At 62.0% G+C, this 23,082-nt stretch carries 32 protein-coding genes; 8 read left to right on the top strand and 24 right to left on the bottom strand.

Annotated elements, in window-relative coordinates:
- Positions 1 to 250: 250 nt before the first annotated feature.
- The 5 genes from VMT30_06125 to VMT30_06105 all read right to left on the bottom strand — a co-directional run bounded on the left by VMT30_06125 (position 251) and on the right by VMT30_06105 (position 4,788).
- Positions 251 to 1,231, bottom strand: coding sequence for a hypothetical protein (locus VMT30_06125; GenBank protein ID HVQ44516.1), 981 nt, complete (start codon positions 1,229 to 1,231; stop codon positions 251 to 253).
- 125 nt (positions 1,232 to 1,356) lie between these two features.
- Complete coding sequence (locus VMT30_06120; protein HVQ44515.1) at positions 1,357 to 1,983, bottom strand: protease complex subunit PrcB family protein; 627 nt, start codon at positions 1,981 to 1,983, stop codon at positions 1,357 to 1,359.
- Positions 1,984 to 1,989: 6 nt separating this feature from the next.
- Positions 1,990 to 2,580, bottom strand: coding sequence for a hypothetical protein (locus VMT30_06115; protein HVQ44514.1), 591 nt, complete (start codon positions 2,578 to 2,580; stop codon positions 1,990 to 1,992).
- On the bottom strand, positions 2,573 to 3,817 hold the full coding sequence (locus VMT30_06110) for a hypothetical protein (GenBank protein HVQ44513.1): 1,245 nt from the start codon (positions 3,815 to 3,817) through the stop codon (positions 2,573 to 2,575). Before VMT30_06110 ends, VMT30_06115 begins: the two co-directional genes overlap by 8 nt.
- Positions 3,817 to 4,788 (bottom strand): carbohydrate kinase family protein, encoded by a 972-nt coding sequence (locus tag VMT30_06105; GenBank protein ID HVQ44512.1) that lies wholly within the window; start codon positions 4,786 to 4,788, stop codon positions 3,817 to 3,819. Before VMT30_06105 ends, VMT30_06110 begins: the two co-directional genes overlap by 1 nt.
- Positions 4,789 to 4,950: 162 nt before the next feature.
- Here VMT30_06105 and VMT30_06100 point away from each other — a divergent pair, with 162 nt between their 5' ends.
- The 6 genes from VMT30_06100 (at position 4,951) to VMT30_06075 (ending at position 8,705) form a co-directional block, all read left to right on the top strand.
- Positions 4,951 to 5,670, top strand: a complete 720-nt coding sequence (locus VMT30_06100; GenBank protein HVQ44511.1) for a hypothetical protein — start codon at positions 4,951 to 4,953, stop codon at positions 5,668 to 5,670.
- 174 nt (positions 5,671 to 5,844) lie between these two features.
- A complete protein-coding gene (locus tag VMT30_06095) occupies positions 5,845 to 6,294 on the top strand; it encodes a hypothetical protein (protein HVQ44510.1) in 450 nt (149 codons plus the stop codon).
- Between the two features lie 170 nt (positions 6,295 to 6,464).
- On the top strand, positions 6,465 to 6,998 hold the full coding sequence (locus tag VMT30_06090; GenBank protein ID HVQ44509.1) for a hypothetical protein: 534 nt from the start codon (positions 6,465 to 6,467) through the stop codon (positions 6,996 to 6,998).
- Between the two features lie 165 nt (positions 6,999 to 7,163).
- Entirely contained in the window at positions 7,164 to 7,652 is a 489-nt protein-coding gene (locus VMT30_06085; protein HVQ44508.1) for a hypothetical protein, read from the top strand.
- A gap of 59 nt (positions 7,653 to 7,711) precedes the next feature.
- Complete coding sequence (locus VMT30_06080; GenBank protein HVQ44507.1) at positions 7,712 to 8,143, top strand: hypothetical protein; 432 nt, start codon at positions 7,712 to 7,714, stop codon at positions 8,141 to 8,143.
- A gap of 124 nt (positions 8,144 to 8,267) precedes the next feature.
- The gene (locus VMT30_06075; protein HVQ44506.1) at positions 8,268 to 8,705 is read left to right on the top strand and encodes a hypothetical protein; all 438 of its coding nucleotides are present in this window, start codon (positions 8,268 to 8,270) and stop codon (positions 8,703 to 8,705) included.
- Between the two features lie 60 nt (positions 8,706 to 8,765).
- On the opposite strand, the gene VMT30_06070 is transcribed toward VMT30_06075, so the two are convergent.
- The 9 genes from VMT30_06070 to VMT30_06030 all read right to left on the bottom strand — a co-directional run bounded on the left by VMT30_06070 (position 8,766) and on the right by VMT30_06030 (position 14,569).
- Positions 8,766 to 9,686, bottom strand: coding sequence for a class II fructose-bisphosphate aldolase (locus VMT30_06070; protein HVQ44505.1), 921 nt, complete (start codon positions 9,684 to 9,686; stop codon positions 8,766 to 8,768).
- A gap of 49 nt (positions 9,687 to 9,735) precedes the next feature.
- Positions 9,736 to 10,146, bottom strand: a complete 411-nt coding sequence (locus VMT30_06065) for a hypothetical protein (protein ID HVQ44504.1) — start codon at positions 10,144 to 10,146, stop codon at positions 9,736 to 9,738.
- Between the two features lie 42 nt (positions 10,147 to 10,188).
- Positions 10,189 to 11,175, bottom strand: a complete 987-nt coding sequence (locus VMT30_06060) for a transketolase C-terminal domain-containing protein (GenBank protein HVQ44503.1) — start codon at positions 11,173 to 11,175, stop codon at positions 10,189 to 10,191.
- A gap of 40 nt (positions 11,176 to 11,215) precedes the next feature.
- Complete coding sequence (locus VMT30_06055) at positions 11,216 to 11,551, bottom strand: hypothetical protein (protein ID HVQ44502.1); 336 nt, start codon at positions 11,549 to 11,551, stop codon at positions 11,216 to 11,218.
- A gap of 104 nt (positions 11,552 to 11,655) precedes the next feature.
- Entirely contained in the window at positions 11,656 to 11,964 is a 309-nt protein-coding gene (locus VMT30_06050) for a hypothetical protein (protein HVQ44501.1), read from the bottom strand.
- Positions 11,957 to 12,820 (bottom strand): transketolase, encoded by an 864-nt coding sequence (locus VMT30_06045; protein HVQ44500.1) that lies wholly within the window; start codon positions 12,818 to 12,820, stop codon positions 11,957 to 11,959. Before VMT30_06045 ends, VMT30_06050 begins: the two co-directional genes overlap by 8 nt.
- Positions 12,821 to 12,907: 87 nt before the next feature.
- Positions 12,908 to 13,399, bottom strand: coding sequence for a hypothetical protein (locus tag VMT30_06040; GenBank protein ID HVQ44499.1), 492 nt, complete (start codon positions 13,397 to 13,399; stop codon positions 12,908 to 12,910).
- Between the two features lie 104 nt (positions 13,400 to 13,503).
- Entirely contained in the window at positions 13,504 to 13,875 is a 372-nt protein-coding gene (locus tag VMT30_06035) for a hypothetical protein (GenBank protein ID HVQ44498.1), read from the bottom strand.
- 55 nt (positions 13,876 to 13,930) lie between these two features.
- Entirely contained in the window at positions 13,931 to 14,569 is a 639-nt protein-coding gene (locus VMT30_06030) for a hypothetical protein (protein HVQ44497.1), read from the bottom strand.
- Positions 14,570 to 14,716: 147 nt separating this feature from the next.
- Here VMT30_06030 and VMT30_06025 point away from each other — a divergent pair, with 147 nt between their 5' ends.
- On the top strand, positions 14,717 to 15,394 hold the full coding sequence (locus tag VMT30_06025) for a hypothetical protein (GenBank protein ID HVQ44496.1): 678 nt from the start codon (positions 14,717 to 14,719) through the stop codon (positions 15,392 to 15,394).
- Between the two features lie 78 nt (positions 15,395 to 15,472).
- Here VMT30_06025 and VMT30_06020 read toward each other — a convergent pair whose 3' ends face one another.
- The 6 genes from VMT30_06020 to VMT30_05995 form a co-directional block, all read right to left on the bottom strand.
- The gene (locus VMT30_06020) at positions 15,473 to 15,919 is read right to left on the bottom strand and encodes an RpiB/LacA/LacB family sugar-phosphate isomerase (GenBank protein ID HVQ44495.1); all 447 of its coding nucleotides are present in this window, start codon (positions 15,917 to 15,919) and stop codon (positions 15,473 to 15,475) included.
- Positions 15,920 to 16,016: 97 nt separating this feature from the next.
- Positions 16,017 to 16,412 (bottom strand): hypothetical protein, encoded by a 396-nt coding sequence (locus tag VMT30_06015; GenBank protein ID HVQ44494.1) that lies wholly within the window; start codon positions 16,410 to 16,412, stop codon positions 16,017 to 16,019.
- A 193-nt stretch (positions 16,413 to 16,605) separates the two neighbouring features.
- The gene (locus VMT30_06010) at positions 16,606 to 17,016 is read right to left on the bottom strand and encodes a hypothetical protein (protein HVQ44493.1); all 411 of its coding nucleotides are present in this window, start codon (positions 17,014 to 17,016) and stop codon (positions 16,606 to 16,608) included.
- A 132-nt stretch (positions 17,017 to 17,148) separates the two neighbouring features.
- Entirely contained in the window at positions 17,149 to 18,159 is a 1,011-nt protein-coding gene (gene gap / locus VMT30_06005; protein HVQ44492.1) for a type I glyceraldehyde-3-phosphate dehydrogenase, read from the bottom strand.
- 520 nt (positions 18,160 to 18,679) lie between these two features.
- Positions 18,680 to 19,000: a hypothetical protein gene (locus tag VMT30_06000; protein HVQ44491.1), complete on the bottom strand. Its 321-nt coding sequence runs from the start codon at positions 18,998 to 19,000 to the stop codon at positions 18,680 to 18,682.
- A 191-nt stretch (positions 19,001 to 19,191) separates the two neighbouring features.
- The gene (locus tag VMT30_05995) at positions 19,192 to 19,725 is read right to left on the bottom strand and encodes an inorganic diphosphatase (GenBank protein HVQ44490.1); all 534 of its coding nucleotides are present in this window, start codon (positions 19,723 to 19,725) and stop codon (positions 19,192 to 19,194) included.
- Between the two features lie 122 nt (positions 19,726 to 19,847).
- On the opposite strand from VMT30_05995, the gene VMT30_05990 reads away from it, so the two are divergent.
- The gene (locus VMT30_05990) at positions 19,848 to 20,111 is read left to right on the top strand and encodes a GlsB/YeaQ/YmgE family stress response membrane protein (protein ID HVQ44489.1); all 264 of its coding nucleotides are present in this window, start codon (positions 19,848 to 19,850) and stop codon (positions 20,109 to 20,111) included.
- Positions 20,112 to 20,315: 204 nt separating this feature from the next.
- On the opposite strand, the gene VMT30_05985 is transcribed toward VMT30_05990, so the two are convergent.
- From VMT30_05985 to VMT30_05970, 4 genes are read right to left on the bottom strand one after another with little or no spacing between them, the layout of a single operon-like run.
- Positions 20,316 to 20,936 (bottom strand): hypothetical protein, encoded by a 621-nt coding sequence (locus VMT30_05985; GenBank protein ID HVQ44488.1) that lies wholly within the window; start codon positions 20,934 to 20,936, stop codon positions 20,316 to 20,318.
- A 45-nt stretch (positions 20,937 to 20,981) separates the two neighbouring features.
- Positions 20,982 to 21,149, bottom strand: a complete 168-nt coding sequence (locus VMT30_05980) for a hypothetical protein (GenBank protein HVQ44487.1) — start codon at positions 21,147 to 21,149, stop codon at positions 20,982 to 20,984.
- The gene (locus VMT30_05975; protein ID HVQ44486.1) at positions 21,142 to 22,158 is read right to left on the bottom strand and encodes an NAD(P)-dependent oxidoreductase; all 1,017 of its coding nucleotides are present in this window, start codon (positions 22,156 to 22,158) and stop codon (positions 21,142 to 21,144) included. The genes VMT30_05980 and VMT30_05975 overlap by 8 nt, the downstream gene beginning before the upstream one ends.
- Positions 22,155 to 23,054: a UTP--glucose-1-phosphate uridylyltransferase gene (locus tag VMT30_05970; protein ID HVQ44485.1), complete on the bottom strand. Its 900-nt coding sequence runs from the start codon at positions 23,052 to 23,054 to the stop codon at positions 22,155 to 22,157. The genes VMT30_05975 and VMT30_05970 overlap by 4 nt, the downstream gene beginning before the upstream one ends.
- Positions 23,055 to 23,082: the final 28 nt, after the last annotated feature.

Raw genomic sequence — 23,082 nt, 5'->3', positions numbered from 1 at the left:
ACCCGAAAACCAGACAAAACACGACATACCAAGAAGACTCTGTCGTGGTTTCGGCAATTCTTTGAGGCTCTGGAGAGGGAAATGTTGCAACCAGCCTGTCAGGTGATTACGGGAGGGTGAGCAAGTGAGGGTGGGTCAGATACTAGACCATAATTTTGAGTTTTTGTTTGCAACAATAAATGCGTTCAGGTGGGACGTGGTACAAGACCACGCCCCACCGTGTCCGAACGATGCGGGCTGACAAGTTGAGTCAGCCGTGGAGCAGTGGTTCCACCACACCGGCGCAGGCGCGAACTCGCCCGGCGTCGTCTTGCTCGGTGGTGAGCAAGATGTGGCTCACGGGGTGGCCGTAGCGAAGGTCGCGAACGGCGCTTTCGAGCTGGCTGGACGTGATGGGGCCGCCGATGGAGACAGCCGCCCACGCCCGAGTGCCGGCCTGGTTGAAGCTGGCCGACCCAGCGGCTTCGTAGCTCCCGGGGGAGGTATCGGGCAACGGCACGTAGGTGACGCCGGCGGCTTCGTAGGCCTTGGCCAGGACGGCGTTGGCTTCGGGGCCGCGGTCGGTGAAGCTGTCCAGCACGTAAATCCGCTGCTCAAGGCCGGCGCTCGTGAGGAGCGCCCGCCACTGGGCTGCGGCTACGCTGCCGGGTGAATCGCCGTCGCCGGCATTGCGCGGGGCAGTGCGGGCGTCGATCCAGAACGATTCGAGGTTGCCGGTGGCGTCGAGCGTCTTCAGGTAGCTGATACGCCCTTCGTCGTTGGGGAACCAGTCGAAGACCTGGTTGAGCACCAGGCTGGCGCGCAAGCCGTTGCATTCAGCCGTCCGGAACTCGTCGGCCAGCTGGCCCTGGGTAACGTAGGGACCATCGTAGATCACCTCGGTCACCAGCGAGCCCTTGAGGCGAGCCAGATACTGCGAGGCGGCACCGGAGCCGGCGGGAGCGCTGGTGAGCGCCGCCACGGCAATGGTGTCGCGGGGCGGAATGCAGCCGGCGGGCGGCGCCGTAGGCCGCGGATGGACCGGAGCGGACGGGCAGGGATGAGCCTTGTGACAGATGTTGATCGTGTCATCCTGGTTCCAAAACCACGCGCCCACGAACCCTGGGGTTGCTATCACTGCCGCTACGAACAGCACCCGGAGCCAGCGGCTCGGCAGGAGCCAGGCGGAACGGGTCTTGGTCTGCGGGATCGCCGGCACGGGCCTAGGGGTGTGGGGCGTGTGACCCGACATGCGGATCACTCCTCTCTGATCTCAAATTGTCAGTCCGGGGCGGCGGGATGCCGCTTCGGGATGCATCGTTGGACCAAAACATATTACAATAAAATTGCTAATTTGTCAATTTTATAGCATAAGAATTACTTACACGAGCGGCGATCAGTTGAAATCTGAAAATTGACCGGCTGAGGGAGCTTGGTGGTGCGAACGATGAGGTAGCGGTTGGTGACGGTTTGGGCCACCGCACAGGTGATGGTGGGGGTGATTTCGCTCAGATGCACGGTACTGCCGGCGGGGGTGGTCTGGATGCTGATAACTTTGAGGCCGTAGCCGGTGGTGGGCATGGGGCCGAGGCTGGCGCCGATGACGTCCGCCTGCGCGAAATCAACGGGGATGAGCGGCGGCAGCGTGGCGAGGCCGGCGTGCGTGGTGCGCCAATAGGCCTGCCAGTCGGCGTGGTCGGCGATGTGGGCTTGGCCGCGGGCCGGTAGCGCGACGCGGGTGTCGCCGTCGACCAGGATGTCGAAGGCGGCCCGGGTAGCGGCCGGGCGCTGGGGTGCCGTCGAAGGCGTGGGGCCTACGAACGTGTGCCGGCCGTCGCGACAGGTGGGTGGGGTGGTTTGGGCGGCGGGTCGGCCCGCGGCCACGCAGGCGGCGTACGAGTCAATGCGCGCGGTGGTGCCGGCGTGGTACCCGAGCGCGGCTAGCGCTGCGGCGGCCGCCAGTTGTGGCCAGCGGTGGCGGCGGAGGTACGCTTTTGCCCCCATAGCGGGCTACAGCTCGGTCGACAAATCGGGCAGTTTGGCGGCTTTGGTTTCGATGAGGGCGATGAGTTGGTCGACGAGCGCCACCGGGTCGCGGTCGAAAATAATGCCGGTGCGGGCGCGCTTGGCGGCCTTGAGCACGTGCTCCACCTCTTCGGTCATGCCGCCCGAGCCGAGCAGCACGCCAATGGGTTTGCGCTCCTCGATGGCGATGGTGAGCTCGTTGAGCGTGCCGATGCGGCCGCCCACCATCACCACGGCGTCGGCACTGCGCACGAGCAGCAGGTTGCGGCCGGTGTATTCGAAGCCGGTGAAGAGCACAGTGTCGAAGGCGTCGAGCGGGAGCTGATATTTTTTGACGTGCGCCAAGCGGCTGGAGGCGGGCGAGAAGCCGATCGAGCTGATGTCTGTGCCGCCCTCGATTTTGGCGGCCTTGGCGGCGTAATACGGCAGGCCGCGGGTGGCGCCGGTGAGCACGAGATGGCCGCGGCGCACGATCTCACGCGCCACCTCAGCTACGAGGCCTTTGGCCAGCTCGACGCTGTCGCCGCGGGCCGCGCCGGAGACGCAGATCTGGTAGCGCAGGTCGTGCTTACTCATGGCGGGTGAGCACCTCGGGCTTGATGACGGCGTTATTGAGTTTTTCGAGCAGCTCGTGTTCGAGTACTTTTTCGCCAAAGTAGCGGGCAAACACTTCATTCCACAAGGCCTCACGGAAGTGGTACAGGTAGCGGTCTTCGTAGGCGATGGCGTTGGAGTAGCCGAGCGAGATATCCATGAGATTGAAGGTAATGGTGTCGTGCGCCGGCCCCTTAGGTACCGCCACGTAATCGAGATTTTGCCAGAACTTCAGCTCGGGATCGATCTCGTACAATATGTCTTCGGCCCGCCGCCAGTGCAAGTCTTCGGGCTGCACGTGCGGCTCGAAAATCTCAGGATGCACTTCGGTGGTGAGCTTGCCAAAGTAACGCTGAATGACGCGCCAGTGGATGTGCGCGGTGTCGGTGATTTTGACATGCGCCGGATCGGCGATGAGGGTGTCAGAGATAATGGCGCCGAAGTTCTTTTTGGCTTGCATAAGCTTAAAGAACGAGCTGTAGAGGCGGATTTCGTTAAAGTAATGAAAGAGGAGCGGCATCACCTTGAGCGTGACGCCGGTCATGTGGGTCTCGGTCATGGGCATCACGGCGATGGCGCCCATTTCCTTGGAGTGGGTGATGTTGTGGCGCTTTTTTTGAATGAAGTGCTCGGCGATGTCGCCCCATTTGCTGGCGGCGAAGGGCACCACTTTAATGCGGCGGTGCTCGAAGTCGGCTGGGGTGAGGTCGAGGTAAAGTTTGTCGAAGTCATTGAGGAATTCGGGGGGTTCGGCGAAACGCAGGGCCAGGAAGAGCTCGAAAATGTCTTCTTCTTCGAGTAGGCGTGACACGAGGTGGTGGCCGAGGCGGTCCATGATGGCCATGGGCGGCATGCGGCGCAACATTTCCTTGGCCTTGTCGACCGTGAGGAACCAGCCGTCTTTGGGCAGCGGGGCGGCTTCGGCGGCCTTAACGATGAGCGGGATCATCTCGCGTAGGTCACTGGGGTCGGTGCCACCGATGGCGCGGGCGAGGTGGTCGTCGTGCTCCCCTACTTTTTTGATAAGTGCGGCGTAGAGCTCGGGACCGGTGGCGCTGGGGCTGAGCCCCAGCTGCTTGGTGCGGTGCGCGGCGGATTCGGCGATTTCGGCGGCCAGGCGCACGTCGAGGCCTTTTTGTTGGGTGCGCAACTCGAGCTGGTGCAGCGCGTGGTCGAAGAGCGGCTCTTTGGCCTGTAAAAAGCGGCCGATGGTGGACATTATTTACCCTCCAGGTTGCTAATTTTGAGCTTCATGCGTTTGATGCGGCTGGTTTTGAGAATGCCGGTTTTGGCGCCAATTTGGGCCACTACGCTCGTGGCATTGGCGCTGGCGAGCGTGAGCGCGTCTTCGACTCCCAGGCCCTTGGCGAGTGCGGAGACAAATCCGGAGCCGAAGGCGTCGCCGGCGCCGAGACGGTCGACCACTTTGACCTTCTGGTAGGCGCCGGCCTGGTACAGCTTGCCGGCTACGGCGGCGTATGAGCCGGCGGCGCCGTTGGTGCCGACCACATACGGGCACACGCCGTCGGCGCGGCGAATGGTATCGGAGAGGCTGTCGCCGCCAAACAGGCCGCCCAGCTCCTGCGCGTTGGCTTTGAGCACGGTGATGAGCGGCAGGAGGGCGCGGAGTTTTTTGGGCTGGGCGAGCTCAGCGCCACCGGGGTCGATGGCCACTTGGATGCCACGATTGTTGGCGTGCTTGAGCAGCTTGCCGAGGAGGTCAAAATTGCCGGCGAGCGAAGTGATGTAAAACCAGTCGGCTTCGAGCGTGCGGATGGCGACGTCTTTGGATCCCAATTCGTGCGAGGCGCCGCGGTGCACGAGCACGGTGCGTTCGCCGCCGGGGGCAAGCAAAATCGTGGAGTAGCCGGTAGCGCGTTTGCTGTCGTAGGCAACGTGCTCGGTGACTACGCCTTCGCGGCGCAGCACGCGCAGCACCTCAGCGCCGGCGGGGTCGTGGCCGATTTTGCCAATGTATTCGGCCTGCAAGCCCTGCCGCGTGAAGGTGACGGCTGCGTTGGTGGCGCCGCCGCCGGTGTCGAAATGAATGCCTTCGACGTCGATTTTGGCGCCCAGTGGGAATTGCTCCACATAGTCGCGGGTGCGCACATCGCGGCGAGCGTGGAGAGCCTTGCCGGTCAGGAACACGTCCTGAGTAGCGGCTCCAAATGTGAGAATTTTGACATTCACCTCGTGCATTGTATCTAGAATACCAGTTGTGCTTTGGGAATAATAGGCTTTCGTGAGGGGGCGTTTTGACACAAAGTGTCATTTTTTGCCGATGCAGCGGCGAAGTGGGGGTGTGCGAGCGCGTTACAAGTTATTGACATTTTGGCTCTATTGTGCTAATGTATGGCCAGTGTGAGGGTGCATTTTCGAATCAACTCTCCACGTACCGCGGCCACCCAGCTTGGGTGGAACCACCGCTACAACTCGATCGAGAAGAGGCTTTACGTGTTCGAGCCATCCGCCAGCTCGCCTCCCCGTCACCGCCGCCCGCGGGCGCCGCTCAACTGGATACCCGCGGCCATCGTTGCCGCGGCCATCGTGCTGGCCGTCGCTGGCTCTGTGGCGACGGCGGTCTTCGCCTACAACCAGCCGCCGGGACCGAACGGCCGGCCCGCCTACCCGACGCTCGGGTTCAGGGCCCCGACTTCGGCCCCCGCGGTCACGCCCTCCGACTCCCTGGTGCCGGTCTCGGCCTGCACCGAGGCCCAGCTGGCCCAGCGGGTGAAGTTCGACCTGCGATACCTGCTGGGGCCGGACGGCGTGTACGCGCTGTTCATCAACCACCAGGTGCAGGGCATGGACGGCCGGCCGCTCCTGGACGTCGGCGACGCCGCCAGCGCTATGGAGCGCCAGGTCGGAGACGGCCAGCAGGTGCTGACGCTGCACCTGGCGCCGCACCTGCGGGTGTTGTGCGTGAAGGCGCGTTTCACCGGGCCGGGCGCGGCAACGTTCGCTAAGCAAGTGTCAGACGTCGTCATCGACGGCTCCCCCACCACCGACCTGATCGGCACTGTGCCGTCCAAGACGAACGAGGTTGACGTGCTCCTGGTGGGTGCCGGCTGAACCACCTCTTTTCGGCGAGCGCCGGGGACCCCCACGGGTCCCCGGCTCAACCCGGATTTATAGTCCCCTGCCGCCTCTTTGCCGAGGCGGTATTTTTGTACTTTGGCTTTATGTGGCTATAATAGCCTGCGTGCCAAAGCGGCATGCACGACGTAGTGAGGGGAGTTTGGCAGCATGAGGCGAGAAGAATGGTGGTGGATTATCCCACTGGGGGCGATCTTTGCGGCTGGCATCTTGATCGTGGCCGAGCCGAAGACCAATGGGCCCGGCCAAATTGCGCCGCTCCCGCCGGCGCACGCCTACAGCGCAGCCCAGCTGAGCACCTGCCACGCCGATCACTCGGTGCAGGTCAGGGTGAAGCCCAGCGGCGGCCAGCCCAAGGTCTCGGTGGACGCCCCCGCGGCTCAGCGGAACGCCGTGAAGCAAGCGGCGGTGTTCCAGGGCGATGCGAACAGCATTTCTTGGGGCGTCAGCGATGAGGAGCTCACGCTCTGCGCGATAAGGGTGACGTTGACCTCGGGCGTGACCTTTTCCAAGGACCTGACCATGAGCGGCGGCCAGTATCCGGCGCCGGCCGGTAAGGCCTTCGCCCAACTGGTATTTGTGGGGTATTACGTGCCATAGGTCCATCGGGAATCATGGCTGACAGGTTCCGTTTGGTCTGGGTCTCCTCACGAAGGGGACCTGGGCCGGAAAGGTATTTATTTATCCGCTGTTTGTGATTTGGCTCGGGCTGGCTATAATAGCCGGCGTGCCATCGTGGCATGCACGACGAATGGAGAGGATCAATCTCCGTGGAACGACGAACCAAAATCGCTGGGGTTGGTGCGGGACTGGGGCTGGCGACACTGCTGCTCGCCGGCTGCTCGACTGGTACCGGAGGTACCAGCGCCACCGGCTCATCGCCGGCCAGCGCGGCCGCTTCGACCAAGGCGGCCCAGCCGAAGCCGCCGGCGGCCCCGACGGGGAAGGCGTACACCGACGCCCAGCTGGCCGAGTGCCGAGGCCACCTCGACGTGACGGCGACGGCGACCGTTGCCTTCGACGACGCCACGTCGGTCGACGTGGCGGTGACGCCGCCGGCCACCAAGGTGGCGGCTCAGCAGGCTCTCACCGTGTTCGATGTGACGCCGCAGCTGGCACACTGGGAGACCGGTCCCGATCTCGTGATCTGCGACGGAACCGTCTACCTGAACCCGGGGAACATCCAGGTGCCGCTCAAGCCCGGGCGCACGGTGGCTGGTTGGGGCCCGGGCCGTGGCACCACCATCGCCAAGGTCGTGCTCCGGGGTCACCTCACGCTGGTGAAACGGGGACAGGGAGGCTGACACTGAGCCACTAGATCATTCGTTCGCCGCTACAAGGTCCGGGTCTCCTCACGAGGGGGACCCGGACCGGGAACGCACTTATTATTTTTTGGTGCTTTGGCTTGCGCTGGCTATAATAGCCGGCGTGCCATCGTGGCATGAATGACCGAATTGAGAGGATTTTGCGTGCCTCTGTTCTCTTCGCCGGAGCCTCCGACACGACGCTGGAAAGGGTGGGTGGCATTCCTCGGCTTGGCTGCAGCGTTCGGGATGGCGAGCCTCTCCATCTGGCCGGGTGACGACGGCCGTGGTGGCGCCGCTGTGACGCCGCCGCCGATGCCCGCGGACTGCCCCGAGCAACCGAATGTGTCGCTGCAAGTGACACTGAATGCTCGGGGCCGGGCCGGCGCGCCGGTGGTGGCCGTACCTGGCCACGGAGCGACGTACGCTACGCGAGCGCAGCGAGCGATCACGATCAATCTCACGCCGACTGAGGCAGCCTGGAAGGTCCGCGACGGCTCCGATCTGCGTCTGTGCCGGGTGAGCGTAACGCTCAATCCGAACCAGCGTGGAGCGGCGCAGGAGACGCTGTACCCGGACTTCTCGCGGGGCAGCTTCCCAGCGCCCGATGACTGGAAGCTATGGCACATCGAGGTGGTGGCGCAGCTGGATTAAGCTGAGCCTGGACGTCGATGTAACGAGAGTAAGCCGATTCGAGCGAGGAGATTCGCACGATGCGCACGAGAACTTCGGTCGTGATATTTGCGACAGTAGGCGTGGTTGGCGGGCTGATCTACGGCGCTGCCACTAGCGACAAAGGCCAGGGGCTCAAGCCCCAGCCCTACACCGCCCAGCAACTGGCCGACTGCCGGCTGCACGGCAATTTCACGGCTGTGGCCACGCCCAGTCGAGACGGCGTCGTGAGCGTGACGATCACGACAACCAATCCGCAGGACCAGGCCAACGGCCGGCTAGCCATCGAGCTGGGCGGCGACCGCCGGCACATCACTTGGGTGGCACACAGAAATCTGGTGGTGTGCGACGCTGACGCGGTCCTGGATCCGCCGGGGGCGGATACGGTGAGCGTGACCGCCTTCGAGGGCGAATACCCCGCGCCGGACGGCTCTGAGATTCGGCGCTTCACCCTGCACGGCCGGCTCACGTAGCGGCCACGGCCCGGATCTCCTCACGACGAGGTGGGAGATCTGGGCTGTAACCATTTTTAGGCCTGTTTTGATACAATGATCGGCGTGCCAACGCGGCATGTACGACGAACAAAGGGGCGAGAGGTTGGTTCGGAAAACTTGGTTGATGGTGGCGTTGCTCGCCATTTTCATCAGCACCGGGTTGTCGATTAGCTCGGTTGGGCCGCCGGGACATGGGCCGGCGCCAAAACTGCCGGCCGTCTGCGCCAAGCCGGCGAACTTCCATGCCAGTGGGGTAGTGCGGCCAAACGGCATCGGCGTGATCACCTATGCGCCGCCGGCCGGCAGCAAGGTAGTCGGGTCGCGCGTGCTCACGGTCAACCTGCTGAGCGACCGGGTGGCGTGGCAGGCGCAGGGCGGCCTCACCATCTGTGCGGTGACGGCGATAGTGCGCGTGAAGAAAGGCGCCGATTACCACACTGACAGGCTCTCGCTCTCCGGCGACACCCCAACCAGCGGGAAATTTGGGACACAGCCGGGAGTGACCCTCCTGTCGGTCGACCTGGTGGGCTACCTCAGGTAGCAGGCTCTTCGTTTTCTCATGGTCTGGGTCTCCTGCGGGGGACCCAGACCCGAAACGCAATTATTCGGGGTCGACGGGAGCGGACTGCTCCTCGCCGGGGCCTTGGCCGGCGGAGCCGAAGCTGTCGATTTTGGCTTCAACTACGGCCTGAACGGCGGCGATGACGTCGGGCATGAGCTTGACCACAGCGTATTCTTTGGGATGGTCGGCGAGTACTTTTTCGAGCGTCACGCGGAAGGTTTTGCGCAGGTCGGAATTGATGTTGATCTTGGAGATGCCGCGGGCTACGGCGCCGCGGAATTGCTCGTCGGGCGTATCGGAGCCGCCGTGGAGGCTAAAGTGGGCATCAGGGGCAGCGGCTACAATTTGCTCCAGCAAGCCAAGGTCGAGCTGTTTTGGCACCGGATAGCTACCGTGGAGGTTGCCGATGGCGACGGCGTAGGTGTCGATACCAGTGGCGGCGATGAAATCGCGGGCTTCGGCGGGTTTGGTGAAGAATTTTTTGATTTCCTCGTAGTCGATGGCTTCGTCGTGCACATTGGAGCTGCCGCCAAAGTAGTGCGGCTCGCTCTCGACGAGGGCGCCGGTGGTTTTGGCGTATTCGACCACCTCTTTGGTGGCGGCGGTGATTTCGGCCAGCGAGGCGTCTGTTTTGGCTTGGGAGAAGTCTATGTGGATGAATTCAAACCCGGCGTCGATGCCGGCTTTGGCCGCGGCCACGCTGGGCGAGTGGTCGAGATTGAGGTACATTTCGACGCCGTATTCGGCAACGTAGTTGTCGACCAGGCAGCGGATATTAGCCAGGCCCATGGCTTCAACCTCGCCTTGCGACACCTCCACGAGCACCGGCGCCTGTTTGGCGGCGGCGGCGCGGGCCACGCCGATGAGGGTCTCTTGGTTGTCGATGTTGAAGGCTCCCAGGGCAAATTTTTCCTGGCGGGTGCGGGTGTAGAGCGTGCGGGCGGCGGCGGTGTTGGACATAATGATACCTGATCTCGCTTAAGCTGATCTCATTGTGCCGTGTTGGTGATTACTTCGCAAATTTGCGGGCGATGGCAAGCGACAGCGCGTAAATGGCGCCGTAGCACAGGTACAGCACGAAGGTGAGCAGGCCGAGGTCGGTCTTGGTGTGGATGTGGCCGGCGGCCAGGCGCACGATGCCCTGGGCGGCGGCCAGGCCGAGTGCCACGGCCACGATGGTGGCGATGAGCACGCCGCGGCCGAGGCGGCGGGTGGCCAGAAGCGAGATCACGAACAGGCCGAGCCCGTAAATGCCAGCGGTGACGACCAGGCCGGCGGCCAGCGCCAGGCCATGGTTTTTCATGACCGGCAGCAGTCGACTAGCGTGCCCGCCGGCCCAAAAGGCAGCCATGCCGGCGGCAAAGGTTAGGAGATAAAGCAGATCGGTCGGAACCAAGACGCGTTTGGCGGAGTCGGCCATGCAGAAGTCCTCATTACTGAATGATTACTGAATGTGACTACTTTACGCCTTGCGTTTGCGAAGGTCGAGAGCTTTGGCGGCAATATTGGCGGCGCTGAGGCCAAAATGCTCGAGCAGCTCGCTCGGCACGCCGGATTCGCCAAAGCGGTCGAGCATGCCGATGCGCGTCATGGGCACGGGATGGTGGTCGGCCAGGGTTTCGGCGACGGCGCCGCCGAGACCGCCGGCGATTTGCGCCTCCTCCACGGTGAGCACGGCGCCGGTTTTGCGGGCGCTGGCCACGATGGTGACGGTGTCGAGGGGTTTGATGACGGCGGCGTTGATCACCTCGGCCTCGATGCCCTTGTGGCTGAGCTTTTCGGCGGCCACGAGCGCCTGGTACACCATGGTGCCGCAGGCGACGATGGTGAGGTCGTGGCCAAACCGCAGCACCTGGGCCTTGGCGAGCGAAAACGGCGACTTGTCGGTGGTGATGATAGGCGACTTTTCGCGCGCCAGCCGGATGTAGGCGGGGCCGTATTTGGCGGCTAGCACCAAGGTGGCTTTTTCGGCCTCCACGGCGTCGGCCGGCACCACGACGGTCATGTTGGGTAGCACGCGCATGAGGGCGATGTCTTCGAGCATCTGGTGGGTGGCGCCGTCGGGGCCGACCGAAACGCCGGCGTGCGCACCGACGATTTTGACGTTGGTGTCATTGAGGCAGATGGTGGTGCGAATTTGCTCCCAGTTGCGGCCTGGCGAAAAGGCGGCGTAGCTGGCCACAAACGGGATTTTGCCCGCTAGCGCCATGCCGGCACCGAGCGTCACGAGATTTTGCTCGGCCACGCCGACCTCCACGAAGCGCTCGGGGTAGCTCTTGGCAAAATCGATCATGCGAGTAGATTCGGTGAGGTCGGCGCAGAGGGCTACGACGTTTTTGTTGGTGTGGCCGAGCTCGAGCAGGCCGCGCCCGAAGCCCATGCGGGTGGCCTCTTGCTTGACCTCTTTGGAGAACAGATTGGGAACGAGATGTTGCTGCGGCTCAATCATAGCTTCATGATACGGCTTGGTGAGGGAAAAGACAAAATGCTTACGGTGTGCCCATGAGTGGAGCTGATAGACTGGTACGATCAATCTGCAGCACCTGCTTGATGTGACGCACATCGGTCCGGAGGGTGGCTACATCGATGTCGAGGTGATCGAGATGATCCTCGATGCGGTCAAAATGCTGATCGAATTTCTTCATGGTGGGTTCGAAATTATCTTTGATGAAGCTGTTGAATTGCTCGATCACATAATCGGTCCCCTCTTTCACGCCCTCCTGGATCATTGCTCGAGTGTGCTCGCGCTCGGCAGTAAAGCGCTCATCGAGACGATCGTCTAATAATTGTTTGATATCTTCAAGCGTAAAGTTTACCTGCGACATGGTGTTTTCCCTGTATGGTCATGGTCATTTTCTCGCATAGTTTTCTCCCCTCTTTGGACCATCTATGATACGGGATGGGGCGCAGGAAGGGTCAAGGCTTGATTTTAGTCCTGCAGGCCGAGCCAGGTCGCGACTACGCTTAAAAGTATCCAATATTCGATGATTCCCACCGGGATGGCCGGGATAGGCGCCCATCGGCTGCGTCGGTAAAGCTGGTATTGTAGCCAAACGAGTATGATGGCGCCGATCAGGTATGGCAAGCCGAGGGTGGCGATGAAAAGGGCGCCGGGGACATTGGGCGCGAGGAATCCGGTGGCTGCTTTGAGGCCGCCAAGTCCGAGCCAGATGATGAAGAAGCCATTGGCGGGCAAGAGAGCCCAAAAGAGGTATTGTGACAATTTGGGGTTATTCATGCTCGCTGCGAATTTGACCGCCCAGGGTGCGCAATTCGCGCAGGGCGATGCGGGCCTGGTCGGCCTTGGCCGGGGCGCCGGGAGCGTCCATGAAATAGCCGTGGAAATGGTAATCGCCCTCCATGTAGTCGACGCCTTTGCCGGCGATGGTGTGGGCCACGATGGCGACGGGCAGGCCGGCGATGGTTTTGGCCAGATTGCAGGCGTCGATGATGGCCTGGAAGTTGTGGCCGTCGATCTCGATGACGTACCAACCAAAGGCGGCGAACTTGGCGGCGACGTTGCCCAGCGGCATCACGGCGTCGGTGGGGCCGTCGATTTGGATGTTGTTGCGGTCGATGATAGCGGTGAGGCCCGAGAGCTTGTATTTGGCGGCGAACATGGCAGCTTCCCAGATGTTGCCTTCGTCGAGCTCGCCGTCGCCGGTGATGACATAGACATGGCTGCGGCTGCCGTCCATGCGCAGCGCCAGGGCATGGCCGGCGGCTTGGCTGAGGCCGCTGCCGAGCGGTCCGGAGGTGGATTCGAGGCCGGGTAGGCGCAGGCGTTCGGGGTGGCCCTGCAGCCGCGAGCCGAATTTGCGCAGGGTGGCCAGCTCCTTGACCGGGAAGTAGCCGGCGCGGGCCATGGTGGCGTAGCGCACGGGCACGGTGTGGCCGTTGCTCAGGAAGAGGCGGTCGCGGCCCTCCCAATCGGGCTGCTTGGGGCGGTGATCCATAATTTCGAAATAAAGGGCCGTAAAGATGTCGGCCAACCCCAGCGGACCGGCGCTGTGGCCGCTGCCGGCCTCGACGAGCATGGTGATGATATCCTCGCGGATTTGCTCGGCCTGGAGCTCGAGTTGCTTGTGCGTCATACCACAACCATAACCTTTTCGGCCGAATTTGGCGAGGGGCACCGGGCGGGGCGCAGGGCCCGGCCCGGTGCCGAGATGATCCCGTCGCTACGCTGCCGGGGCCGTCCACTCGCACTTGGCTTCGTGAGGGTCGGGGATATACTGACGCGTGACCGGGGTCTTACCCACGAACTCCTTGATCCAGCATTCCAACTCCCCCGACTCTCCGCCCATGGGTATAACCTTGACCCTAACGGTTTCGCATGGCCACACCGGTTCGGACGTGGGGAGTTCCCAGTACAGCGCGTTTCTCTTGGAGTACGGATTTGCCATCGTGGTTTCGGCCGGGTCTTCGGTGACGCGGCCGCCGATCCAGTACGAGACCCTCATACCGGTGTATCTCCCGGTATATTGTCCCGCTACCACGATGTCGACGGGCTCGCCGGCCGGATCGGCCTGGCAATCGGTGGTGGTCTGGCCGTTGCCCGGTCCCGACCCCGGCTGAGTTTGCACCTGAGGCAGGACTGCGACGGCGGCGATGGCGGCGACGAGGACGACAATGCCTTGCGTCAGCCGGGAGTGGCGCCTGACTTTGAGCATGGCACTCCTAGATAGGGGCGGGGATAGCAATGAACGAGCAGGCAGTGCGACGGGACAGAGCGATTTTAGCTGATTATGGCGCGATTAACAGTCTAATTTGGCTGCTACTCGATCTGAATGGCCGCGAGAACATGTGTAATGATAAAAATCGTAGCGTAAGCGGCCAGCTGAATGAAGAACAGTACCAATGCGAAATAAATCCCCACTACCGGGTGCGCGTGGAGCGAGAGAAAATAGCGCTTGGTGGCTATTAAATACCCGCCTGCCCAAGCCAGGCTGAGGCCGGCGAGCGCTCCCCCGATGGTGAGAATGGCGGCATAATCGACGCCTTTGTACACCACGGGGATGCGCAAGGTTTGAGTGCAAATTGCTAAGCTTATCAGGCCGGCGGCGACCAATAGCGGGCCTGCAACCCGGCGGCTGCTGGGGGCGTCGTATTCATGATGGGGAGTGGATTCGAGCTCTGGAGCACTCATGCATTAAGCATAACTGGGTTTGGCGATTTTGGCGAATGGCTTTACCAAGCCAATCTCATGAGACGCCCTCGGCGATGGCCTGCACGGCGATGTAGGCCATTTCGGGGTCGGCGGCGTCTTGGATGAAGCTGCCGACGTCGAGGAGGTTGGCGCCGGCTTCGACGGCCAGGCGGGCGGTGGTTTGGTTGAGGCCGCCGTCGACGGCGATCTCGAGGTCGGGGTTGATGGCGCGGGCTTGAGCGATTTTTTCGAGGCAATCGGCGCGAAATTCGCCGCCGTTGTGGCCGAGGCGGCCGGTGAACACCACGAGGTGGTCGATGGTGGGCAAAATGTCTTTGACCTGTTCGATCATGGTTTCGGTGCCGACGGCTAGGCCGACCTTGATGTCCATCTCGCGGATTTGGCGGAAGAACGCTTCGCGATCGAAAGCGGCTTCGTAGTGCACGATCACCAAATGGGGCTGCAAACTGATGATATTTTCGATTTGGCTCTCGGGGTGGACCATCATGAGGTGCAGGTCAAAGGGCACGCCGTCGATGTCGTACACCTGGCTGAGGCCGACGGTTTTGACGTCGGTGAACACGCCGTCGCCAGCGTCGATGTGCAGGCGGGTGGCAAAGCTTTTGACGTTATCGATGCGGCGGGCGTAGTCCTGCGGCGTGGTGGCGTTGATGGTGGGGGCGATTTGGGCCATGGTATTTGCTTTCCGGGTGGTATATAAACGTACCAGCAGCATAACGCTTTCGCGAAGAACCTGCACCCCTACCCCATCGCACCCAATCGTTCCGACATCCGAATACTCCCGCCACTGCGCCGAGACCTCCGAAGGAGGCGTTGAACCATGGGCTCACTCACACTGCTGCTCGGCACCCTCGCCGGATTGATTACGGCGGGTGCAGCGGTCTTCAAGAAGACTTTCACTGTTCCGGACGGATGCCAAGGCATCAACTTCCGCAATGGGCGTGCGACGCGCGAACGGACCAAGGTTCGGCGCGGCACGCTGACCCAAAAAGCCGTATGGGAAGAAGGGGAGATTCTGGTCCACACATCCGGCAAAATCGTCTGGGGTCTCCCTGGGCGCGACAAACTCCGGTGCGAACAGATTGAGCATCGCAGCACCGACGACAGGTCCTTCGCGGTTGAGGTGGGCAACGAGCTTGTTTACCTCACCCGTATCAACATGGTGCACCGTCTCACACGAGAAGGCCTGATCAAAGCCCTATGCCAGGCGCCGCAAACGTACGCCGCGCTTACGAGCAACTTCTTCCACGGCGTGGTCGGCGATGTGCTCAGCACCAAGCCACACGATGGCGACCGTGAGAAGCTGCGCCGGTTCTTTCTGGAGGCCGCCCAGGCAAGTCGCGAACTACTCGAGCTAGGGGTGGACCCCACCGTGATAGTTATGGCGGAGTTCAGCCCGGGTCCGCAGACGCAGATGGTCCGGGTGTACCGGGAGTTCTTGTCGCTGGCCCGCAGGGTTGCCAAGCGCCTGGGGGTGGAACCCGAGGAGGAGGATTAACCCGTGGCCACGCGCCACAACGACCACTTGAGGCTCCCCGGACAATGGCGTCCGGGGAGCCTCCTAAGCGTTCGGGGGTTAGGCGTAGAGGTCGTCGATTTGCTGGAGGCGGCGCTCGTGGCGTTCGTCGCCGGAAAACGGCTCGGCCAGCCAGGCGTCCACGATGGCTAGGGCGGTGTCGGTGTCGACCATGCGCGAGGGCAGAGCGAGCACGTTGGAATCGTTGTGCTCGCGAGTGAGTTTGGCGCCGTCGACGCTCCAGATCACCGAGGCGCGGATGCCGCCCACGCGGTTGGCCGCGATGGCCATGCCCTGACCCGAGCCGCAAATGAGAATGCCCCGGGGGTCGTCTTCCTCGCCCAAAACCTTGGTGGTCACGGCGTAGGCGTACTGCGCGTAATCGTCGGCGGGGTCGAGGGTTTTGGCGCCCTCGTCTTCGACGTCGTAGCCGGCATGCACGAGGTGCTCGCTGATGATGTTTTTGAGTTCGTAGCCGGCATGGTCGGCGCCCAGATAGATCTTCATGGTTATAGTATTGGGCAATCTGGTGGTAATTGTAAAGTTTGGGGGCGCGCCTGCCCCCGGTCGGTGGGGGCAGGCGCGGGTTCGGGGGTGAGGCCGGCTAGGCGGCTACGAGTTCGGGTTGGTCGAGCCGCGCGTGGAGGTTCTCTTCGAGCCGTTCGTAGTTGAACTGCCCATCGAGCACGCCGAGCCGGAAGGCCTTGAGCTCCTTCGGCGTGAAGCGCTCGGCGATGCTGCAGAACCATGCGACCGGGTCCAGAATGCCGGTCCGCTGGGTCTCGGCGACGAGAGCGCGCCACTTGGCGGCCTGGATGGCGAAGATTGGCGTCCGATCTCCGAGATCGTGATCTCGCTTGCTGTCGTAGAAGTGCACGTCGGGGCAGTGGCTACACAACCCCGGAACTACGCAGCCGCCCGAGTCGCTGAAGCTTGACTTGAGGCCGACGGCGAGAACGTCGTTCACCGTTCTTGGGTCGGTGTACTGAAGATAAGGCATTGCGAGCCTCTCCCGGTGGTTGAAACAGGGCCCTCCTGGGCGCTGTTGTGGGTACTGTCCGCGCGGTGCGATGTGACGGCGCAAGACAGGATTATTTTAAGCATTAGTGGAATGTACGTCAAAAGGGCTGGTTCGCACCCGCCCCGGGTAGAGGCGGGTGCGCTCGGTTTCGGGTCGGGCTGGCTCCCCAAGGCTAGGCAGCGACCAGAACGCCGTTGGCGGCCTCCTTGGCGGCCCGTTGAGCCGCGGCTTCGGCAGCTGTGCGCTCCAGGACGCTCAGGTCGAAGGCTCCTCTCAGCACAGCCGTCTTGAATGCTTTGAGCTCGGGCTCCTCGAACCACGGAGCGAAGGCTCCGAACCAGGCCTCCCGGTCGAGCGCTTGGATCGCCTTGGCCGCGGTGATGTGCTGCGCCCACTGGCTTGGCGTGTAGTTGCACGACATCACGGCCCTGGGTCCGGTCCAGAGGTCGCTCCGGAGGTGGATTTGACCGCAGGGCAAGTACTCTGGAGTGCGTATGCAGAGTACTACGTAGATGCAGCCGGCGGAATTGCTGTCCGGCGGCTTGAAGCCGTGATCGATAATGCATGTTCCCGTTCTGTACACTTGGGGTACCCTTCTGAGCGAGGAGGCCATGCCGGCCTGGACTGACCGAGTACCATACCTATTCGTTCTAGGACGGTACACCGCTTATGCTAAACGGGGTCGGGGAGGGCGTCAATGAATTCTTGAGGCGGATTAGGCGATGGTTTTGCCCACATTCAGCACCTGCTCCACGAGGCGGTTCGAGTAGCCCCACTCGTTGTCGTACCAGGCCACGACCTTGAGCAGGTTGCCACCGACGACGTTGGTAAGAGCGAGGTCGACAATGCCGGAGTGGGGGTTGCCGATGAAGTCGCTGGATACAAGCGGCTCATTGGTGACGTCGAGAATGCCCTGGAAGCGCGGGTCTTTGGCGGCGGCCACGAGGGCCTCGTTGACGCCTTCTTTGGTGACGTCCTTGGTGGTGACGAAGGTGAAGTCGCTCAAGGAGACGACGGGAGTGGGCACGCGGATACTGAGGCCGTCGAATTTGCCCTTGAGAGCCGGGAAAGCTTTGGCCGCGGCGGTGGCGGCGCCGGTGCTGGTAGGCACAATGTTTTCGGCAGCGTTGCGGCCTTCGCGCACGTCTTTGCTGGGCGCGTCTTGGAGCGACTGGCTGGCGGTGTAGGAGTGCACGGTGGTCATCATGGCTTTTTCAATGCCGAATTTTTCTTCGATCACAACGGCTACGGGCGTGATGCAGTTGGTGGTGCAGGAGGCATTGGAGACTACCGTGTCTGTGGGGCTGAGGTCGTGCTCGTTGACGCCGATCACAAACGTGCCGACACCCTCCCCTTTGGCTGGGCCGGAAATTACGACGCGCTTGGCGCCGGCTTGCAGGTGTTTACTGGCGTCTTCGACCTTGGTGAAGCGGCCGGTGGACTCGATGACGACGTCGACGGCCAGGTCTTTCCAGGGCAGCAGGGCGGGGTCTTTTTCGGCGGTGACGCGGATTTTTTTGCCGCCGACGATCAGGCTGCCCTCGTCGTGGCCGACTTCTTCGTGGAAGGTGCCGTAGTTGGAATCGTGTTTGAGGAGGTAGGCCAGCACGTCGGTGCTCGTGATGTCGTTGACGGCCACGATCTCAAGTTCGGGGTGACCTAGGGCAATTTTGAAAGCGTTGCGGCCGATGCGACCGAAACCGTTGATGGCGATTTTGTAGCTCATAGTTGGTATTTGTGATCCTTTGTTGGGTCTACCATATAAGCTTTAGGGGTTTGGGGCAAGTGATCGGCTGAACTCGAACTCTCTGGATTCAAAATCAAACGTGACGCGAAAATGATTAAAAATCCGTTCTGCTCAGCCAAGCCCGCCGCTGTGCAGTCGGCGGCGGTCGGCTCGACCGCCTGATACACGAACCACACCCCGATCGGACCCTGCGCAAGGAATGGGTCGGGGCGTTCGACATTTTAGACGAAGCGCGGCCCGTTCGCCCCGGGGTTTCTGGGGCGAACGGGCCGATGCGGGCGGCTAACCCGCGATGTGAGCGCGATGACCAGGCTGGAGGCTGTCCGCTCTGCTAGAGACGGTTGGCTATGGCCTGGATGACGCCGGCTTGCAGCAACAGGAATACTGCGAGCGCCGAGTGCCTTGCGGCCCGCTCGCTCCCGGGGTATGGGGCGAGCAGGCCGCGACGGACTGGTGGTCCGCGTAGTGCAGGAGCTCCGGCGGAAAGGAGATCAGCCGATCAGGCCGCGACGAGCACGATGCCCGTCGTCGCCGGGTGGATGCCCGGCAGCAGCATCGTCGGAGTGCTGACCGAGGCCGGGTTGGGACCCCAGGGGCCGGCGAGGACGCCGCCGTGACTGGGTTCCGGCAGGCTGACCTTCACACCGTGGCCGCCAGTCCACTCACTCCAGTGGGCACTGACGAACTGGATGCCCTGCACGAACAGCGTGATCGGCCCGCCGATGATGCCGGGGATGGTGAGCTTCCCGTCGTTGAAGCCGGCACACGAGACGACGCCGACGAGGATCCAGATGCCTGCGCGGGTGAACCACTTCTCCATCGGATAACCCTTTCGAACTAGCGCGAGAAGCTCCGGCCTTGTGACCGGAACTGTGGTGCACTGGAACTGATCAGAACATCGATCGCAAGAGACAATAACCTTTAAGGGCAATGTTCCCCTTTCTCGAGGCCTGGGTTCCGCTAGTTTTTATACTGCTTTTTGTGGCTTTCTACAAGCCTAAGCGCGATAAATTACCACCATTTGTCGGCTTGGGCGCGGTCGGAGCACTCGCGGATGACCTTCCAGGCGTCGTCGGGGCCGGTGATGCCGCGCACCAGGGTGCCGCCTTTTTTAAGGTCTTTGTAGTGGGTGAAGTGGTGGGTGATTTGCTTTTTCCACTGCTCGCCGAGCTCGTCGACGTGCTTGATCTCGCCGTAATGGCGGTCATCGGCGGGGACACAGATGATTTTGTGGTCGTTTTCGCCGTCGTCCTCGAAGTCGACCATGCCGATCACGCGGGTTTCTTCGATCACGAGACCCATGGGCAGGGGCTCGCCGGTCACTACAAGTACGTCGAGCTCGTCGCCGTCTTCATCGAGGGTTTGGGGGATAAATCCGTAGCTGGTGGGTTTGGCAAAAATGCCTGGCTCGACGCGGTCGAGGGCAAAGAAGCCCGCTTTGCGGCGCCATTCGACCTTGAGCGTAGAATTCTTAGGGATTTCGATGACGGTGGTGACATACTCACCATCCTTGCCGAAAGCGAGGTTGTTGAAGGGGTAGCCCATGGTTCTCCTGCGTGGTTATCGCCTGTATTTATACCATGGTGAGAGGTTTGTGAGAATGCCTATTTTCGGCGGCGGGGCGGGGCGACTATGGTGGTTACGCATTAAAGTGAGGAGGAATTAGTATGGTAACGACTATTATTTCGTGGATTATTTTGGGGGCGCTGGCGGGCTGGATTGCCTCGATGCTCACCGGCACCGGCGAGCGTGTGAACGGCTGGATGAACGTGGCGATCGGCGTCATTGGTGCGTTCATCGGCGGGCTGATTTTGCAGCTGCTGGGGGTGTCGACCACCGGCGGGTTTAGCCTGGGCAGCCTGCTGACGGCCATTTTGGGCGCGGTGATTTTGCTGTCGCTGGTGCGGGCACTTCGGCGCGATACGGTTTAGCCGGCTTTCGGTCTTCGCGAAAACCGCCCTCTGTGTTGGGGGCGGTTTTTTGGGGATTGCGGTGGGTACGGCCAACCATGGGGTTGTCTAAAGTTTGGACAGCGGTTCGAATTTTGAGCTCACAATATACTTAAATGTCTAAACTTTAGACTACTCCACCTTTGCGAATACTTTCGAGTGCCTGTCGACCGAAAGTCGCCGAAGTTACTGCGTGAGAGGCGGCTGTTCGGCGGCGATGGTGGAGTCGCCGAGCACTTCGCCGCCAGGCGGTGGGGTGGGATCGGGGCTGGGGAGCACCGTGGGCTCGGGCGACGGCAGGGGCAACTCGGGGACGGCCAAGGGGGTCACCGCCACCGCGACGCCCGCGGCTTTGGCGGTGACGGCCGGTAGTTTGGGCACGGCCTTGGGCTTAGCCGCCGCCGGGCGTCTGGTAGCGGCCGCCGCCACTCGGCCGGCCGGCGGCGATGCCGGAGCGGCCGGCACGGGCGAAGGCGAGGCGCCGGTAGGCGTGAGGGTGCGTACGATCTCGGTGGTCGGCGCGGGAGCGGGAGCGGCATGGGTGCGATTCCAGATGAAGGCCACGGTCTGCTGCCCAGCAAACACGGCCAACGCCAGCCCCAACACGAGCAGGGCGATCAGAGCCGGCGGCATGTGGTGGCGAAAAAAATCACGGCGGAGCTTCATGGCTCGCCGTATTCGCTGGAGGTCGCGCGGGGTGAGGTAGCGGGGCAACTGCCCAATCGGAACGCGTACACTTTGTCCGTCCTTAAAGGCCAGCCAAATCAACTGATCGGTCTCAATGCTGTAGTTTGCCAACTCGCTCATGCTGACAATATATCATTAAAAAAATCCCCCGGCATTTGGATAAAGTTACGAAGAGAGGTATTTATAGGCTAACCAAACGCCTAAAAGCCCCCCGACAGTACTCAAAATAATCGCCTGCAGCGAAAAATCGCTGCCGCCCCACAAACCTGGTAAAAGGCCTCCGACCGTGCCGCCGATGGTGGCCGCTAACAGATAAAGGCTACGGTTACTCATGCTTTTCTACGACGTTTTGGGGCTTACCTTGGCGCCAAGCGTGGATATTGGCAATGGTAACGTCGCGAATGCGCCCCAGAGCCTCAAACGAGTTGTAGGCATTGTGGGAGGTAATTAACACATTGGGGAGCTGGCGGAGGATATCGATGCCGAGCACGTGACGGGCGTCGTCGCCGAGCTCGTGAGCACTCAGCAGCGTGAGTTCATCGGGCAGGCTGAGGAGCTCCTCGCCTTCGAGGACGTCGAGGCCAGCTCCGGCGACGTGGCCGGAATTGAGCGCCGCAATGAGCGCCGGGGTGTCGATGAGCGAACCGCGGGCGGTATTGACGATGAAGACACCCGGCTTCATCTGGGCGAATTGCTGGGCACCCAGCAGGTGGTGCGTCTCGGGCGTGGCGGGCGCGTGGAGCGTGAGGTAATCGGCGGCGGCTAGCACCTCGGGGAGCGGTGCGTAAGTGAATCCTAGCTCGGTGGCGGCGGCTGGGTTGGGGTACACGTCGCAAGCGATCACGGTCATGCTAAAGCCGCGGGCGATGCGGGCCGCCTGGCGGCCGATGCGGCCGGTGCCGATGATGCCGAGGGTTTTGCCGGCTAGCTCGTGGCCGGTGAGCTTGGTGGGCGTCACGGTTTGGGCCCGCACCGAATGAGCCGACAGCATCAGCCGGCGCGAAACGGCCATCATGAGCAAAAAGGCGTATTCGGCGACGGTGTCTTGCCCGTAGGCCGGCACGGTGACCACGGCAATGTCGTGCGCGGCGGCGTAGGCCAAGTCGACATTGTCGTAGCCGGTGGTGCGGCAGGCTATGAGTTTGAGCTTGGGCAATGCGGCCATCACCTCGGCGGTCACCTGGCTGGTGACATGCACCGAGATTACTTCGGCACCCGAGGCCTCGGCGGCTGTGAGGCCGGCTTCGGACATTGTCAGCTCGAATTCATCGGCTAGACCGGCGCGATAAGCGGATTGATCGAGCTCATGCACGTCAAAAAAAGCAAGGTGGGGTTTGGTCATTGGTGGTCAGGGTTTTTTAGCTTTGCTACGAGATAATCGCGAAAGGCCGGCGCGATTTTGGGGTCGTCGAGGGCCACATCGACGATGGCTTCGAGGTATTTTTCTTTGTTGCCGGCGTCGTGCCAGTGACCCTCGATCACGCGGCCGTAGACAGTTTCGTGCTTAGAATACGCATTGATGGCATTGGCGAGCACAAGTTCGCCGCTTTTATCGGGCTCGAGGGCCTCGACGTACTGCATCATTTCGGGGGTGAAGACGTATCCGGCCACGGAGGCATAAATGTGTCCATTGTGCGCTGGGGTTTCGTCGGGCTCGGGTTTTTCGAGCAGGCCGGCGAGCTCAAACGTGTCGTCGTCGACGGCGTGCTTGATGTCGGCCACGCCGTAGCTTTTGGCGCGCGAAGGATCGACCGGTACGAGCGAGATGACCGGTTTACCGAACCGTTCGAAGGTCTCCACGAGCTGGACGGAGCGGGGCACTTGGGAGTTGAAGAAATCGTCGGCGAAAAGCACGAGGAACGGCTCGTGGTTGAGCAAGTGAGCGGCGTTGAGCACGGGCGTAGCGTTGCCGTAGGGGCCTTTTTGGCGCAGGTAGATAAAGTTGCCGAGCTCGGCCACTTGCTCCATGCGCTCGGCCAGCTCGGTTTTGCCATCGTTACGCAATTTTTGCTCGAGCTCGTACTGGTGATCGAAGTGATCTTCGATGGTGCGCTTGTTGGCGCTGCCGACGATGATGATGTCGGTGATGCCGGCGGCCACGGCTTCTTCGACCACGTATTGGATGATCGGCTTATCGATAATGGGCAGCATCTCCTTGGGCATGGCCTTGGTCATGGGCAAAAACCGCGTGCCGAGACCGGCAGCGCAGATGATGGCTTTGGTAATTTTTTTGGGCATGAATCGGCCTCCTAATGCATGGGTATTC

It is taken from the genome of Candidatus Saccharimonadia bacterium, assembly GCA_035544015.1.
Taxonomy (GTDB): domain Bacteria; phylum Patescibacteriota; class Saccharimonadia; order UBA4664; family UBA4664; genus UBA5169.
This window is presented reverse-complemented; position numbering and strand designations above follow the sequence as displayed.